The sequence below is a fragment of the Streptomyces sp. NPDC001339 genome, assembly GCF_042895955.1.
In the GTDB taxonomy this organism is placed as follows: Bacteria; Actinomycetota; Actinomycetes; order Streptomycetales; family Streptomycetaceae; genus Streptomyces.
On record NZ_JBIAWT010000001.1, the window covers coordinates 435821 to 451569 of the forward strand.

10 protein-coding genes are annotated in these 15749 nt (G+C 74.1%); 3 read left to right on the forward strand and 7 right to left on the reverse strand.

Annotation, left to right across the window (positions count from 1 at the left end):
• Nucleotides 1-25: 25 nt before the first annotated feature.
• The 7 genes from fxsT to ACFY12_RS01870 all read right to left on the reverse strand — a co-directional run bounded on the left by fxsT (nt 26) and on the right by ACFY12_RS01870 (nt 12725).
• Nucleotides 26-3154: an FxSxx-COOH system tetratricopeptide repeat protein gene (gene fxsT, locus ACFY12_RS01840; protein ID WP_390713715.1), complete on the reverse strand. Its 3129-nt coding sequence runs from the start codon at nt 3152-3154 to the stop codon at nt 26-28.
• A gap of 134 nt (nt 3155-3288) precedes the next feature.
• On the reverse strand, nt 3289-4452 hold the full coding sequence (locus tag ACFY12_RS01845) for an FxsB family cyclophane-forming radical SAM/SPASM peptide maturase (protein WP_390713716.1): 1164 nt from the start codon (nt 4450-4452) through the stop codon (nt 3289-3291).
• A 328-nt stretch (nt 4453-4780) separates the two neighbouring features.
• Nucleotides 4781-4993 carry a YxD-tail cyclophane-containing RiPP peptide gene (locus ACFY12_RS01850; protein ID WP_390713717.1) on the reverse strand — a complete coding sequence of 71 codons (213 nt, stop codon included), beginning with the start codon at nt 4991-4993 and terminating at the stop codon, nt 4781-4783.
• 105 nt (nt 4994-5098) lie between these two features.
• Nucleotides 5099-8668 (reverse strand): SAV_2336 N-terminal domain-related protein, encoded by a 3570-nt coding sequence (locus ACFY12_RS01855; RefSeq protein WP_390713718.1) that lies wholly within the window; start codon nt 8666-8668, stop codon nt 5099-5101.
• The gene (locus tag ACFY12_RS01860) at nt 8665-9741 is read right to left on the reverse strand and encodes an AAA family ATPase (protein ID WP_390713719.1); all 1077 of its coding nucleotides are present in this window, start codon (nt 9739-9741) and stop codon (nt 8665-8667) included. Before ACFY12_RS01860 ends, ACFY12_RS01855 begins: the two co-directional genes overlap by 4 nt.
• A 408-nt stretch (nt 9742-10149) precedes the next feature.
• Nucleotides 10150-12294, reverse strand: a complete 2145-nt coding sequence (locus tag ACFY12_RS01865; protein WP_390713720.1) for a trypsin-like peptidase domain-containing protein — start codon at nt 12292-12294, stop codon at nt 10150-10152.
• Nucleotides 12294-12725 carry a CU044_2847 family protein gene (locus tag ACFY12_RS01870; protein WP_390713721.1) on the reverse strand — a complete coding sequence of 144 codons (432 nt, stop codon included), beginning with the start codon at nt 12723-12725 and terminating at the stop codon, nt 12294-12296. Before ACFY12_RS01870 ends, ACFY12_RS01865 begins: the two co-directional genes overlap by 1 nt.
• 152 nt (nt 12726-12877) lie before the next feature.
• Here ACFY12_RS01870 and ACFY12_RS01875 point away from each other — a divergent pair, with 152 nt between their 5' ends.
• From ACFY12_RS01875 to ACFY12_RS01885, 3 genes are all read left to right on the forward strand, one after another.
• Nucleotides 12878-13060 (forward strand): DUF6104 family protein, encoded by a 183-nt coding sequence (locus ACFY12_RS01875; protein WP_390713722.1) that lies wholly within the window; start codon nt 12878-12880, stop codon nt 13058-13060.
• Between the two features lie 160 nt (nt 13061-13220).
• Complete coding sequence (locus ACFY12_RS01880; protein ID WP_390713723.1) at nt 13221-14195, forward strand: DUF4097 domain-containing protein; 975 nt, start codon at nt 13221-13223, stop codon at nt 14193-14195.
• 2 nt (nt 14196-14197) lie between these two features.
• On the forward strand, nt 14198-15418 hold the full coding sequence (locus ACFY12_RS01885) for a helix-turn-helix transcriptional regulator (RefSeq protein WP_390713724.1): 1221 nt from the start codon (nt 14198-14200) through the stop codon (nt 15416-15418).
• Nucleotides 15419-15749: the final 331 nt, after the last annotated feature.

Sequence of the window (15749 nt, forward strand, 5' to 3'; positions counted from 1 at the left end):
CCCGTAAGCCGTCGAGGAGCGGGGCTCAGACGGGCTGCGGTTCGAAGTCCCAGTACGGGCGGCGACGGCGCCGGGCGGAGAGGGTGTGCGGGTGGTCGGCGCCCAGTGTGTCGGAGAGCTGCTGGATCGCCTCCTGCTCCAGTTCCGCCGCCTCCCGGCCGCCCCGGCTGCCGCCGCGGTGGAGCGCCCGCAGGTCCTCGGCCAGGGCGGTCTTCGCGGAGAGGGTCAGCGGGTGGGGATCGCCGAGGATCACCTTGGCGCGGGCCAGGGTGTCGCGGCCCAGTTCCACCGCGCCGTCCTCGTCGTCGACCCGGCTTCGGGCGGCGCCGGCGTTCAGTGCGCAGCCCAGGGTCCAGGGGTGGTCCGGGCCCATGACCCGGGTCATCGCGCGCAGCACCCGTTCGGCGATCTCCAGCGCGTCCGCCGCCTCCCCGAACGCCCCGCGGACCAGCCCGACGTTGCCGAGGGTGCCGACGGTGTACGGGTGGCACTCGCCGGCCAGCGTCCGGTAGCGCTCGGCGACCTCCTCGGCGAGGTCGCGGGCCTGCCCGAGATCGCCGTGCTCCCGCAGGAAGGTGGCCTGGTCGGCGAGGACCATCAAGGTCTCGGGGTGACGCGGCTCCTGGACCCGGCGGGAGCGCTCGACGACATCGGCCAGCAGGGACGCGGCTTTGGCGACCTCGCCGGTGCGGCGCCAGCACAGCGCGAGGTTGTGCTCGGCGCGCAGCGTCTGCGGGGTGTGCGCGCCCATCACCTGGTGGTGCAGGCGGGCGTTGAGCTCCTGGGTGGAGGTGGCGTCGCGGTAGCGGCCCATCAGGCGCAGCATCCGGGCGTAGGCGGTACCCGCGTTGAGGGTGAGGTGGTGGCGGTTGCGCAGCTCGCGTTCGCGGACCGCCAGCACCTCGCGGTGGGTGACCAGTGCTTCCTCGTAGCGGCCGAGCAGGGCGAAGACATTGCCGAGGTTGTGCCGGGAGGAGAGGGTGCGCGGCGCCTCCGGGCCGAGCAGCTCGGTGTAGGCCCGCCACACGGCGTCGAAGAGCTCATGGGCCTCTTCGTACGAGCCGAGCGCGATCAGCGTGCCGGCCAGGCCGTCCTGGGCCCGGAGCAGGTCGGCGTCGGAGGGGGCGCGTTCGGCGGCGAGCTGGTCGACGACGGCGCTGCCGACCGCCTCGGCCTCCCGGTAGCGGCCGAGCCGGCGCAGCATGTTGGCGTGCTGGTGGGTGAGGACGAGCATGGTGCGCTGGGTGGGTTCGAGCCGGGTGCGCCAGCGGGACATGAACTGTTCGCACAGCCGCAGCCCGATCCGGTACTCGCCACGCACCTTCAGGTATTCGACGCAGTTGAGCAGCAGTTGCTGGACGGCCGGGTCGGGGCTGTCGAGGACGCCGGCCGGCTCCAGATGCGGGGTGAGTTCGGCGTAGCGCTCCCAGCAGCGGGTGTCGGCGGCGTCCTGCGGGTCGGCGCTGACCAGCACCCGGCAGGCGGTCGCCGACATCTGGTCGCGTTCGTCCTCGGTCATGTCGCCGCGCAGGAACCGGTGGTAGAGCCGGTGCATCTGCGCGGTCTCCACGGCCGGGTCGTCGTCCTCGGAGACCTGGTAGTCGAGGCGTACGGCGGTGGACTCGGTCAGCCGGCGCAGTGCGGTGTTCCAGCTGATCGGTTCGGCGGCCAGGTCCACGAGGTGCTCGGGCAGGTCGCCGCGGCGGGCCCTGGCGAGCATCGGGACCGGGATGGCGTCCGGGGCGAAGAACGCGAAGAGCTTGAGGAGTTCGACGGCCGCGGGGCTGCGCTCGCGCAGGGTGTTGAGGGTTATGGCCCAGCTCGTCTGGAAGGCCATGGGGTAGTCGGAGGAGATCCGGATGCCGACGAGGCTGGGCTCGCCCCGGCGGATCAGCTCGATGTACTCCTTGGGGGACATCGGGTTGGCGTCGAGCCAGGCGGCGGTCTGGGCGAGCAGCAGCGGCAGGTCCTGGACGGCCTCGGCGAGCAGGTCGGCCTCGACCGCGCTGAGCCGCGGGGCGCGCCGGCGGGCGTAGGCGACGGACTCGACGCGGGCGAAGGGCAGTACCTCGATCTCCTGGGCGCTGCCGGATCCCGACCAGTCGCGGGTGAGCGTGGTGATCAGGACGTGGCCGCGGCCGTCGGGGATCAGGTCCTCGACCTGCTCCATGTCGTCGGCGCTGTCGAAGATCAGCAGCCAGCGGCCGTAGGGGCGGCCGATGCGCAGCGCTTCGTGGACGGCGCGGATCCGGTCGCCCAGCTCACGGCCCACCCGGAGGCCGAGCCGGGTGGCCAGTTCGGCGAGCTGTTCGCGGGCGGCGCCGCGGTTGGTGGCGCTGATCCACCACACCACGTCGTAGTCGTTGCCGAAGCGGTGGGCGTATTCGGCGGCGATCTGGCTCTTGCCGACGCCGGAGGTGCCGTACAGCGCGATACGGGTCTCCATCGGCGGGCCGGCGGTCACGCCGGGGCCCGCCAGCTTGCCGTGCAGCTCCTCCAGGACGCCGTCGCGGCCGGTGAAGCGGTTGTTGCGGCGGGGGATGTTCCAGATCTCGGGAGGGTTGTTGGGGAAGCGGGGCTCGCCGGGGGTGTTCTCGTCGGCGGTGCGGTCCGGCGCTCCGAGGCCCAGCCGCTGGAGCAGCCGGCGGCCGGCCTCGCGGGCGTCCAGGTCGCGGAGGTCGGCGGGGCGCAGCAGGGACGCCGTGGCGGGCAGGCTCTGGGTGGCCACGCTGACCGCGGCGAACCGGTCGGCGTGGGCGGGTACCACCTGCCGCAGCGCGGCCGTCCACTCGTCCGGCGTCTTGGGTCCCAGCCGGAAGTACCAGTCGTCCAGCACCATCAGCAGCCGGCCCTCGGCCGCCAGCAGCCCCGACAGCTCCTCGGTCAGTTCGGTGTCCACATGGGGGTCCCAGCGCAGCAGGGTCGTGCCGTGGCCCTGCTGCTCCAGCTGGTGGGAGATCCACGCGGCCCATGGCCGGGCGAAGCCCGCGTAGCTGATGGTGATGTGCTCCCGCGGGGCCGCGGCATCGGCGGGGCCCGGCGAACCGGCGGAGCGTGACGCACCATCGGGACCGGACGAACCGGCGGCACCCGCGGCACCGGGGCGGGCGCCGGAAGAACCAGAAGAACCAGAAGAAATGGACTGATCGACCATGCGATCGTCTCCCTGAGGTGCGATGCTGCGCGCGTGCGGAGGGTGCTTCGTCGGGCACGCCCTGGCTTCTTTCGCACGATAGCCCAAGTGCCGCTCCGTAGGACGACAGTGCGTCAGGTCATCCAGGGGACAGGTCAGTTGAGCGCCACGGCGGCGGCCAGCCGGGCGGCGATATGCCGTATCAGGCGTTCCAGGTCGGCGCAGTACACGGACGGGTTGCGGAAGCCGCCGGAGTCCGCGCGGTAGCGGTGGGCGTAGTTCCCGCCGCCGCACACGTCCACCAGGGCGCAGCTCCGGCACGCCGCGGCGAGCCCGTCCCGCCCGGCCCGGCGGGCGGCCATCCCGGGGTGTGCCAGGGCGTCGTCGAAGCTGTGGCGGAAGACGTCCAGACCGGTGGCGGCGGCGCCCTCATAGGCGGACTTGAGCGAGTCCACCTGTTCGATGGCGCCGTCGGTGTCCACGATCAGGGCGACGACCGGGGAGAGGCCGACCGCCTCGCTGGAGCTGGGGCGGCCCAGCAGGAGGCCGAGGATCTCGGTGAACACCCGTACCCGGGGCCCGGGTCCGCCGTCCCACCACAGGTCGAAGACGGTGCACAGCCAGTCGCCGTACGGGGTGCCGCCGGCCGGGCCGAGGGGGGCGGGCGGCGGGCTGGACCAGTTGGCGTGCGGCAGCAGGAAGTCGAGCATCGGGGGGTCCAGCGCGCACAGCGAGCGGTAGACCTCGGTGGGGTCGGAGGTGATGTCGATGGTGCAGAGGATGCCCGCGTAGGCGTCGGGACGGTCGCGGAGCAGGCCGGCGGCGCGGGCGGCCGCGGGCCAGGAGGGCCGTCCGGCGTGGTCGACGCGGCGGCGGTTGAGCCCGGGGGTGCCGCCGTCGAGGCTGAGGCCGATCCGGAAGCCGGCCGCGCCCAGCGTGTCGATCACGCTCCGGGTCAGCAGCGTGCCATTGGTCTGGACGGCGAAGTCGGCGGTGCAGCCGGGCGGCAGCGCGGCGCGGACGGCGGCGGCCTGGTCGAGCAGCGGACCGGGGCCGGTGAGCAGCGGCTCACCGCCGTGCAGATCGATGCGGACCTCGCGCAGCCGGTGGGTGCGGGCGTGTTCGGCGATGCGCAGCGCGGTCTGCCGGACGGTGGCGGGCGGGACGGTCCGTGGGCGCCGGCGCCAGGTCTGGTCGGGGCCGGCGTAGATGTAGCAGTAGGTGCAGGCGAGGTTGCAGCTGCTGTGGACCTTCAGGACGAACTGCCGGAAGGGCACGGTAACGGCCGCGGTCCGGCCGGTCGTCTTCTCCCCCGCCACGCATCGCCCCCTGCCCTCGCGGTACGGGCCGCGGGCCGCCCGCTCCGCCCCTGCCCCGTACCCGTCCACTGGCCCGTACCCGTCCACTGGCCGTGACCGACCACTGTCCGACGCATCTCGTCCGTCTGTCCGACGTGTCTCATCCGTGGTGTCTTATCCGTGGTGTCTCGTCCGTCCGACGGGGTTTCCTGCCCGGCCCCGTCCGAACGGGTTCCTGCCCGGCCCGCGGCCCCGCCAACGGGCAGCCGGGCATCTGCGGCGACAACTGTCCTGATTCCACGGCATGTTGCCCAGAAACCACCGCTTCCGGGACCGCCTCCCCCGGTGGTCAGCGCATGTTCGGGCTGTCCTCGTAGTACGCCACCGCGTCCCGGGCCGAGGGCCAGTTGCGCAGCAGCAGCGTCGCCACGGCGCCCAGTACCGGATGGTCGTTCCGCGTGGCCAGCGCGCCCACATCGACCCCGGCGAAGTCCGGCAGCGGCTCGGTCGACGGCCCGGGCGGGGCGGCGGTAGCCGGTTCGGTGCGGGGGGTGGTCGCCACACTGCTCTCCTCTGGGCCGGCTGGACGTTCCTGTTCCCGTACTCCCGTCCACGGAAACACGGGCGGACTCCGGACGACCGGCGGACCGTCCGGATCCGGGGGCGCTCAGGCGGTGGACTCGAGGGCGCGCATCCGGGCGCGGGTGCGCTGGGCCTCGGGGCCGGTGTCCTCGGCGGCACGCTGCCACTGTTCCCAGCTCTCGCGGTAGGCGTGCAGCGCGGTGCGCGGGCCCGCGGTGATCTCCAGGACCCCGGCGCGGCGGTGGTGGGCGCGGGCGGCCAGCAGGGCGCTGCCTGCCCTGGTGGCGGCCGCGGCGGCCCGGCGGTAGCACGCGGCGGCCCGGTCGTGGCGCTCCTGGGAGTCGAACCGGCGGTCCAACAGGAGCTGCACATCGCCGACTTCGAGCCAGGCCTCGGCGCAGACGGTGTCCGGGACGTCCGCGCCACGGGCGGCCAGTTCCAGGATCCAGTCGGCCTCGTGCAGATCGGCGAGCGAGGGCTGGCGTTCGTGCCGCAGCCGCAGGGCACGGCCGAACAGCAGCCGGTGGCTGCCGAGGTCGGGGTCCTGCGGGGAGACCCGGGCCAGCGCCTCCCGGAGGACGTGCACGGCCTCATCGGCCAGCCGCTTGCCGAGGTCGTCGGCCGGCTCCATACGGGCGCGCAGGAGCAACGCCGCGCCGCGTTCGGCGAGCAGTGCGCTGTGCTCGGGGGAATCGGGAGCGGTCAGGCGGAGCGCGGCGGCGAGCGCGGCGATGGCGGCGTCCAGCGCAGCCGGTGAGCCCGTACGGGTGTGGACGGCGCGCTGGGCGGCGGCCGTACGGCGCAGGCTGTCGGCCTCCAGCACCGGGTCGTCGAGGGCGCGGGCCATCTCCCGGGCACGTTCGAGGGTGGGCAGCACGGACGGCAGCACCGCGCCGCCGTGCAGCTGGCGGGCCGCGGCCAGGTCCAGCAGGGTCTCGCAGACCAGCCGGTCGGCGGTGCTGCCGCGGCGGCGCAGCAGGAGGACGGCGGTGTCGAGGTCGTCGGCGGCCCGCACCGCCAGCGCCTCGGCGGGGCCCGGGCGCTCCGGTACGGGCACACTGCCCTGGTCCTTGGCGGCCGTGGGGACCGCGGCGGCCCGCCGGGCCTGGTCGAGCAGCACCGCGCCCCGGGCGGCGTAGGCCTCCCCGGGGACCTGCTCGCCGCTGGGCCACTGGTCGAGGAGGGTGGTGAGGGAGCGTTCGGCCTCGACGAGAGGGTCGGGGGCGCCTTCGGGAGCGCGGGCGGGGCCCTCGTCCGGCCCAGCACCCTCCGGCCCAGCGCTCTCCGGACGTGCGCCCTCCGGCTCGGGCAGCGCGGCCAGTCGCCGCAGGACCTCGGTACGCAGCACCATGCTCTCCAGGACACGGGGGTCGATCAGGCTCATCAGCCCGCAGGCGGCCCGCAGACAGCGGGCGGACTCGGTGAGGGCGGTGCGTTCCTCGTCCGGGATACCGGCGGAGCGGCGTTCGCGGGCCCGGGCGTGGGCGACCCGGCCGAGCACGATCAGCGCCCGGGTGCGCTCGGCGTCCCTGGTCGCGTCGTCCCCGGTCTCCTCGCCCCCGGTCTCCTCGCCCCCGTCGGTGCCCTCGGCGGCCGCTTCCCCCCGGGCGGCCCGGAGCGCCGCCCGGGCGGCACGTTCGGCCTCCTCCAGGGCGTCCGGCTGGCGCCATCGCGCCCAGGCGTGCAGCAGGGCGCGGGCGAGGTCGGTGCCGGCCGGCGGCAGGCGTTCGGCGGCGGCGCGCAGCAGGCGGACGGCCTCGATCAGATCCCGGACGGTACGGTCCCGCTCGTAGCGCTGGAGGAGGGACGCGCCCTCCGAGGCCGGGCCGTCGGCGATGTACGGCGGCGGGTCGGGCGGGCGCAGGGCCGGTTCGAAGCGGCGCAGCACGCGTTCGGAGACCCGGGCGAAGGGTTCGGGGACGGCGCGCTGGCCGGTCTCCGGCTCGCGGCCGCTGCCGGAGAGCATGGCGACCGCGACGGCCGGGAAGTTGCGGGCGCTGCGCCCGAAGGTGCGCTCGATGTAGAGCGAGCAGTGTTTGAGGATCAGGGCCGCCTCACCGGCGCTGAGCCGGCCGAGGAGTTCGTCGCGGACGCCGGGCACGAAGTCGTACCAGGGGCCGGTGTCCGTACCCTTGCCCCGCTCTCTTGAAGAACCTCGTGAAGAACCTCTTGGAGAACAGGGCGATACCCGCGCCCCGGACGACCCGTCCTTCGGCGGGAGTTGGGCGATCAGGCCGCTGAGCAGCACCTCGGCGAGCTCGGCCGGGCCGGTCTGCGGCAGCATCGCGCGCTGGACGAGCTGGATGACGGGCAGGGCCAGCGGGACGGCCGAGAGGTGCACGGCGAGCAGCCGGGCGGCGGGCGAGGCCTGCTGGTCGAACTCGCGGACCATCCGGGCTGGTTCGCCGGAGCCGGTCGTCGACGGCGGGGCGGGCGGGACCACCGCGGAACCGTGGTCGGCACGGACGACCGAGGCCGCGCCGCGCAGCGCGAGACCTGCCTCGGCGGCGGCCAGCCGGGCCCAGGAGCTGAGGGCGGACGGGGTGGCGGACAGCACCGGAATGGCGCGTTCGCGGGGCGCTCCGGGCGCCGCACCCGGGTTCGCGGGCCGCCGGCGGCGCCTGGCGGGGGTGAAGTCGAGTGCCTGATAGGGGCCCTGGCGGCGGACGAGGGTGCCGGGGACGGCGGGCAGCAGCGTACGCGCCCACATCCGCTGGGGCAGCGGCTGGACGACGGCGAGCGGGGCGTCGGCCGCCCAGCGGTAGAGCAGCCGCTGCATCCGGCCGTCCCGCCAGAGGGGCCCGGCGCAGTCGCTGATGACGAGGGTGAGGTGGTGTCCCGTGGGGTCGTGCAACTGGTCGGCGGGGCGCGGCGGGTGGCCCGGGCCCGGGGCCACCGTGACGCCGACGTCCGCGCCATGGGGGTGGAGGTAGTGCACCGTGACGTCCCGGAAGGCGCCCACCCGTTCGCAGACCTGGCGCAGGTCGTGCAGCAGCTGCTCCCAGACGGCCATCGAGGACGATCCGTCCATCAGGAGCCGCAGGGCGGCGGCGCGGCGATGCACCCCGCGCAGCACCGGAATGATCATTTCGGCGTGCGCGGAGAGCTCGGCGGTGGCGGGCTCGTCGAGGCGGTGGCGGAGCGGGGCGGACGGCGGGCGGTAGCGCTGGACGGGGCGCAGGGCGCGCTGCAACGGCAGCGTTCCGTCGAACGCGGAGGCGATCGGGACGGCGACCTCGCCGAGGCGGTGGCGGTCCGGGTCGAGGCCCCTCTCGTCCTGGGCAGGCAGCAGTTCGGCGATCCGGCGGCGGGGGCCGTCCCGGAGGGCGGGGCCGTCCGCCCCGTCCTCTTCGGAGGCGCCGCCGGGCAGCGGTCCGCCGTCGTACGCCGGGTCCTCCCCCGCGCGCGGGGGCACACCCGGGGCGGCCGGTCCCACCCGGAAAGCGGCCGGATCCGCGCCGTCCGGCCGGTCCGCGCCGGCCGCTTCGGCATCGGCGGCCTCCCCGGCCGCCGGCTCGTCCGGTGTGATCCACTGGGCGAGCCAGAGGGCGTCGGCCATCGCCCGCGCATCGGCGGGCAGCCCCGCCGCGGTCAGCCGGCCGACCAGCTCGTCGAGGGGCCCGGCACCGGGCTCCCCGGGCGGCACGGCAGTCACCTCGTCCGGTCGAGCGGCCGCATCAGCTCCACCGTCAGGCGCCGTCGGGTCTCCTCCTCGTCCCCGTCCGTCCAACCTGCCTTCTGGGTGAGGTGGATGGCGTTGAAGAGCTGGTCGACGGCGCGCACATCGCCCGGTTCGCGGTCCAGGAAGCGGTCGATCACCGCTTCGTAGCGCTCGGCGGCGCCCTCGCCGAAGTGGGCCCGCACCATGCCGGCCAGCCGCTCCTTGTCGGGGGCCGGGATATGCAGGTGGATGCAGCGGCGCAACAGGGGTGCCGGGAAGTCCCGTTCACCGTTGCTGGTCAGGACGATGAAGGGGAAGGCGTGGCAGCGCACCCGGCCGTCGCGGACCGTCACGCGGGTGCCGTCGTCGCTGAGGACGGGTACCTCGGGGGCGGATCCGGCCAGCCGCTCCAGCTCCGGAATCCTGAACTCCCCTTCCTCCAGGACGTTCAGGAGGTCATTGGGCAGATCGATGTCGCTCTTGTCGAGTTCGTCGACGAGCAGCACGCGGGGCCGGGCGGCGGGCAGCAGGGCCGTACCCAGCGGGCCGAGGCGGATATAGCGGCCGATGCCGCCGCCGGGCTCGTCTGCCGGATCACTGCCGGGCTCGTCGGCCGCCCCGGCGCCGGCGTCGCCACCGGGTCCGGCGGCGGTGGCGGCACGGGCTATCTGGAGGTCCTGGAGGCGGCCGATGGCGTCGTAGTCGTACAGGCCGTCGCGGAGCGTACTCCGGCTGACGACCGGCCAGCTGAGCACCCGGCCCAGGCCGAGCTCGTACGCGACGGCGTGCGCCAGGGTGCTCTTGCCACTGCCCGGTGCGCCGGTCACCAGCAGTGGTCTGCGCAGATAGAGCGCGGCGTTGACCAGCTCGCGCTCGGTGTCGCCGGGGCGGTGGTGGCTGGCCTCGCGGTGCCGCACGCCGAGCCTGCGCTCGGAGGCGGGGTCGAGCGGGACGGGCGGTGCCACCAAGGGGCCGCCGTCGAAATCGCGCCATGGGGGTGGCGGCGGAAGGTGCTCGATGCCGTCGTGCGGTGCCCCCGCGCCACGGTAGATGAGCCAGTCGCTCACGTCGGAACTCCTCGTCGCCGGCCCGGCATTCGGTCAGGAGCGCTGAACCGGGAGGACCGCCGGAGACGTCGGCACACGCCCCGGCCTTCCCCCGCGTCCGCCGCACACACTCACGTCATCACGCGCCATCACGTCGTCACGTCATCACGAACAAGTCTTCCACGACGCTATGACAGTAACCGGTCGCACGGAAGCATCCGGGGCGTTTTCCGGTCTCGCGCCATGACATCGCGGGACGGTCAAGTACCGTGAAACTCCCGCCACTTGCCTCTCTTCCCCGGCTCCCTCCGGAGAGAACATCCCGTGGCCCCGGGGCGAGCGCCGGGCGCGCCCACGGCTCGCGGGGCGCGCACCGGCGCCCGGCCGCCCCGGAGCGGCTCCGGACCCCCTTCACACTCCGCCCCGCGGTCACGGCGACACCTGGGGCCGGTCCGCGCACAGTTGCGGTATCGGGTCCTCCGGGTCGTCATAGAGGAGCACCAGGTCCCGGGCCCAGCGCGCGCCCTCCTCCGCGGCCTCCGCCGCCTTCGCGCGCAGCTCCCTGACCAGCTCGGGCAGCCGGTCCACCCCGTCCGACCCCGCCAGCAACTCCCGTATCCCCCGGTGGAATTCCTCGCAGGAGGCGTCGCACCCGTGCTCCCCGCCGTGGCCGCCGGCCTGCCACAGGGCGGCCGGGAAGCCGGTGTCCAGGACAGCGCCCACCGCGTCCCGTCCGAACCCGTCGGCGACCGGATGGCACAGCGCGGGCAGCGCCCCCTCGTCCGCCGTCTCCAGCAGCCGCCAGAACGATTCGGCGGAACCGGCGCCCGGGCGCGCGCCGGCGCCCTCGGACGGCAGGATGCGCAGCGCCCGCAGCGCGGGGGCCTCGGCGAGGCCCTGCCAGCGGCGCAGCCAGGCCGGGTCGAGCGGCCGCCCCTGGTCGCGCAGGATCACCGCGCGCACCGGGCCCACCGGCCGGAGCCGGGCGGTGCGCCGCGTCGAAGCGGCGACCTCCCACTGCCCGGCGGCGGTATGCCAGCGGCCTTCGGGGACGGCGACCTCCAGGCGTACCCGGAAACCCGGCCCGGCGGCGCCGTCGGCCTGGAGCAGCCGGCCGCCGAGCCGCCGCAGCACCTGCTCCTGCGCCTTCTCGAAGGGCACCCCGCCGGCCGCCTCCTGGACATCCACCCGCAGCCACCGCCCCTGGCCGTAGCCCTCGCTGACCGACCAGTTGTAGAGCTCGTGCGCGCCCTCCCCGTAGTGGAGCGGCTCGAACTCCACGAGCACGGAGCGCGGCCTCCGGCGCACCGGCCCGATCCTGCGGCGGTCCTGCGGCTCCAGCACGACCGCCTTGGCCCGGACGAACTCCGCCAGCCGGTCCGCCTCTTCGCGTACCGCCGCGGCCCGTTCACCCGGTACGTCGCGCACCTCGTCGGCCGTCACCTGGGCCACGATCCGCAGATAGTGCACGAAGACCCGCAGTTCGGTGTACGGGTCGCTGCCCTGATAGAGCGCCCCATGGCCGTCCCGCCACGTACGCAGCGACCAGGGGCCGGGCCGCTCCCCGCGCTCCAGTACCTCACCCACCGCGGCCTCCACCATCAGCGGGTCGCGCGGTGCGGGCAGGCGGGCGAGCAGATCGAGCGCCTGCAGCCGCTCCTGTACGCCCCACAGCCGACCACGGCCCGCCATGATCGCCCGCTGGGCATCGAACCAGGTGGGCTCGCCGGCCCGGCCGAGGTCCTGACCGGCCCAGTGCCAGCGGTCGTGCAGGCTCAGCAACGCGTGGTACGGGTCGGGCCCGAGGTCCTCGGCTTCCCCGGCGCCCTCGACCAGATGCTCGCGGCCCAGCCCGCGCAGCGCCGTGACCGGCACCGCGAGCCCCACGTGGTCCTGCTGATGGCGGCCCTTGACGATGCCGACCACCTCTCCGCGGTCGCAGTCGAGCAACGGCCCGCCGGACGCTCCGGGCGTCACCCGGACATCGCTGCCGAACTGCAGACCACGGGCGTCCCGGGCACCGAACCGGACGGCGATGAAGGGATCCACCGGAACGGCGGGCGGGGCCGGGGAGGGGGAGGGCGCGAAGGAGAGGGATGCGTCACCCTGCTGATCGCTTCGGCCCTGCTGATCATGCCCACGGAAGATGTACGCGTCCTCCAGGAGCGTCGCGGGCTGATCGCTGAGCCAGGCGCACGGGTGCCGGGTCTCCGGGTCGAGCAGACGCACCAGGGCGAGATCGGTGCGGGCCGCGGCACGTCCGGCCTCCGGGTCGGGCCGGCTCAGGTCGTACGCCCGGCGCGCGGCCACCACCCGGCCGCCGAACGAACCCCCGACCACCCCGACGATCCCGTTCGCGTCCGCGCCACGAGGCCGCCCGTCGCGCTCATCGAGCACATGGGCACAGGTCAGCACCCAGCCTGGCGCGATCAGCACACCGCTGCCCCAGAGCCGGCTGTCGGCCGCGTCCGGTCCGGCGCGCAGCCCGACGGTGGCGCGTCCGGCGTGGTCGAGGAGGTGTGCGTACCGGGCGCGGTCGGCGCGGCGGCCGATGGGTTCCTCGGGGCGCCCCATCAGCGCTCCGCAACCCCGGGCTCCCGGCGGCCTTCGGGTGTCGCGGGCCGCTCCTCCGGTACCGATGCGCCGCCGTCGCGGCGCCAGGTGAGCGTCACGGAGAGGCCGGCCTTCGCCTCTCCGTCGGCGAGCAGGGCGACGGCCTTGCCCGGCTTGGCCGAGAGCTCCACGCCGAAGGTCACACTCGTCTCGTGCGGGGCGACGCGCTCAGCGGCCTGGCGGACGCTCGCCGCCACTCCGCCGATCAGCTCGCGGAGCCCCTCGACGCGGGCACCCAGCGCGTCCCACGCACCTACGTCCTCGAATTCTCCGCCTTCCCCGTCGCCCCGGTCCCCGTCCTCCCCGTCGAGCCCCGGAACGTCCAGCCGGGACACCCGGGCCCAGACCTCCGTACCATCGGGCAGTTCGATGCGCTGCGCACGATCTTGCATCACGGCCTCCTGCTCCCCCTGGACGGCAATTCCCCATTGCCGCAGGGCCGTTGACAGGCGATCAGGCTAGCCGCCGGGCGCCCGTGGCGCGAGAGGTCCGCGGGCCTGCCTATCCTGGCCGGGAAAATCCCATGACCCCTGGTGGAGAGCGCGTGTATTTCACTGACCGTGGCATCGAGGAACTGGAGAACCGGCGCGGCGAGGAGGAGGTCACCCTCGCCTGGCTCGCCGATCAGCTGCGCACGTTCGTCGACCTGAACCCGGACTTCGAGGTACCGGTGGAGCGCCTGGCCACCTGGCTGGCACGCCTGGACGACGAGGACGACGACGAGTAGCGGAGCAGCGGAAGCCACCGGGAAAACCCTGAGAGAAACGACGAGGAAAGGTCAGGGACGGCTCAGGGTCGGGATCGCTTGACTTCCCCCTCCCGCGATATATCGTGTTTATCGAGAACACGATATGTTGCGTTGCAGTGCTACCCAGGGGAGGCCGGGAATGTCAGCGTCGGGAACGTCAGCACAGTCCGCGTGGTCGGAGAATCCGACGCAGGTGGCCGAGCCACGCACGATGGAGATCACGGAGCCGGTCGGCGCGCTCCGGGTCCGCGTGTTCGGCGGCACGGTCAATGTCGTCGGCACCCCGGACGACGGCCCCGCCCGCCTGGAGATCAGCGAGCTGCACGGCCCGCCGCTGACCGTCTCGTGCGCCGACGGCACGCTGTCCGTCGAGTACGAGGACCTCCCGTGGCGGAATTTCCTGAAGTTCCTCGACCGCCGGGGCTGGAACCGCAGCGCGGTGATCTCGGTGACGGTGCCGGCCGGCACCCGCGTCGAGGTCGGCGCGATCAGCGCCGGCACGGTCGTCTCCGGCATCTCGGGCCGTACGGAGGTCCGAGGCGCCTCCGGCAGGAGCACCCTCGTCGGACTGACCGGAACGGTACGGGCGGAGACGGTGTCGGGCGATGTCGAGGTGCAGTCGCTCACCGGCGATCTGCGGTTCAGCTCCGTCTCCGGCGACCTGACGGTCATCGACGGCACGGGCGGCGGGGTGCGCGCCGACTCGGTCAGCGGCGACATGATCCTCGATCTGGACCCGGCCAAGGACGCCGACATCACGCTGACGACGGTCTCCGGGGATGTCGCCATCCGACTGCCCGATCCGGCCGACGCACGGGTGGAGGCCAACACCACGTCCGGCAAGGTCGCCAACGCCTTCGACGATCTGCGGGTCAGCGGCCAGTGGGGTACGAAGAGAATCACCGGCTCGCTGGGCGCGGGCACCGGCTCGCTCAAGGTCACCTCCGTCTCCGGCAGCCTGACCCTGGTGCCCCGTCCCACCCGTGACGACGAGGACCGGGAGAACGGGGAGAATGGGCGCGGTGACCTCGGCGACGGCCCCCACGGCGGACCGGCCTCCGGCCCGTCCGAGGACTCCCCCAGCGACCCGCCCGCCGAGAAGAAGGTGCTCTGAGCATGCCTCCCGTCTTCGCCCATGGCCGCCTCAGGCTCTACCTCCTCAAGCTGCTGGACGAGGCCCCGCGGCACGGCTACGAGATCATCCGTCTCCTGGAGGAGCGCTTCCAGGGCCTGTACGCGCCCTCCGCCGGCACGGTGTACCCGCGGCTGGCCAAACTGGCGGCCGAGGGCTTGGTGACGCACACGACCGAGGGAGGCCGCAAGGTCTACTCGATCACCGAGGCCGGCCGGGCCGAACTCGCCGACCGGGGCGGTGAACTGGCAGATCTGGAACTGGAGATCAGGGAGTCGGTCGCCGCGCTCGCCTCCGACATCCGGGAGGACGTGAGCGGTTCGGCGCGGGATCTGCGCCGGGAGATCCGGGAAGCCGCCCGGCAGGCCCGCGCGGACTCCGGCGGGAAGGCCGGGCGGAACGGCAAGGGTTCCGGGGAAAGTTCCGGTGAGGAGGCCTCCGGCGACGAGGGCGCCGGCCGCCGGCCGTTCCCGGACGCCTCGGACTACTTCGACGGTGCGTACGGCGACAAAGAGGCCTGGCGACAGGCGAAGGAGGAGTTCCGGCGCGCCAAGGACGAGTGGAAGGAACAGGCGCGGCGGGCCAAGGAGGAGAGCAAGCGTGCCCGGCAGGATGCCCAGCGGGCCCGTAAGCAGGCCAGGGACGCCCAGGTCTTCGCACGCGAGGAGGTCCAGCGGGTCATCAAGCGCGTGCAGGAACAGACCCAGGACGCCATGCGGTCCGGTGACTGGACGGGCATGGTGCGCGAGGCGCTGTCCGAGGTCTCGCGCGAGGTCGGCCGCTTCACCGGCGACTGGTCGTCCGACGAGGCCCGCGGCACCGAACGCGAGTCCCGGGGCTCCGGCCGGCGGAGCGCCGATCAGCAGAGCACCGGCCGCGCCCATGGCGCCAACGGGACGTCGTCCCCTTGGGTGACCGTCGAGCGCATCGACCTGACCAAGGACGGCAGCCAGGAAGGCCCGGCCGCCGAGGCCCCGTCGGCCCCTGAGTGGGCGCATGAGCCGACCAGCGGTGACCCGGCTCGCGACTTCGACCGGCTGCTGGACCGCTTCCGCGACGGCCTCAGGGACGCGGCACGCGACCACGGCGTAACGGCGGGCCAGCTCGAGGAGTCCCGCGGCCGGCTGTCCTCGGCCGCCGCCCACATCGGCGCACTGCTGCGGCACCCGGAGCAGTACACGTCCTCCGCGAGCCCGGACGAGTAATCCACGAGTGATCCACGAGACCCGAACGAGCAATCCCAAGGACCCGGACGCAGACCCAGACCCAGCCCCGGCCCCAGACGCGTGCCGCGTTACGCGATCGCGTACGCATCACGCGTCACCGGCAACCGGGTACCGCCCGCGCTTCCCGCCACGGCGAGGCGGGAAGGGCAGGCAGGGCGGGCGGACGCACCCCTCCACCACCCGCATCCGCCCCGCCACAGCCACAGCCACACTCAGCCGCAGCCACCACCGCACGCCAGGTTGTCGCCTGCTCCGGCTACCCCCTACCCCTGCCTCAGCGGTCCGCTCACTACACCGTCCCGGCGCGGTC

Bases quoted from the DNA above. Each gene is read 5' to 3' on its own strand.
- ACFY12_RS01865 (WP_390713720.1), bottom strand. From the start codon at position 12,294: ATGGGGCGCCCCGAGGAACCCATCGGCCGCCGCGCCGACCGCGCCCGG.
- ACFY12_RS01885 (WP_390713724.1), top strand. From the start codon at position 14,198: ATGCCTCCCGTCTTCGCCCATGGCCGCCTCAGGCTCTACCTCCTCAAG.
- ACFY12_RS01870 (WP_390713721.1), bottom strand. From the start codon at position 12,725: ATGCAAGATCGTGCGCAGCGCATCGAACTGCCCGATGGTACGGAGGTC.
- ACFY12_RS01880 (WP_390713723.1), top strand. From the start codon at position 13,221: ATGTCAGCGTCGGGAACGTCAGCACAGTCCGCGTGGTCGGAGAATCCG.
- fxsT (WP_390713715.1), bottom strand. From the start codon at position 3,154: ATGGTCGATCAGTCCATTTCTTCTGGTTCTTCTGGTTCTTCCGGCGCC.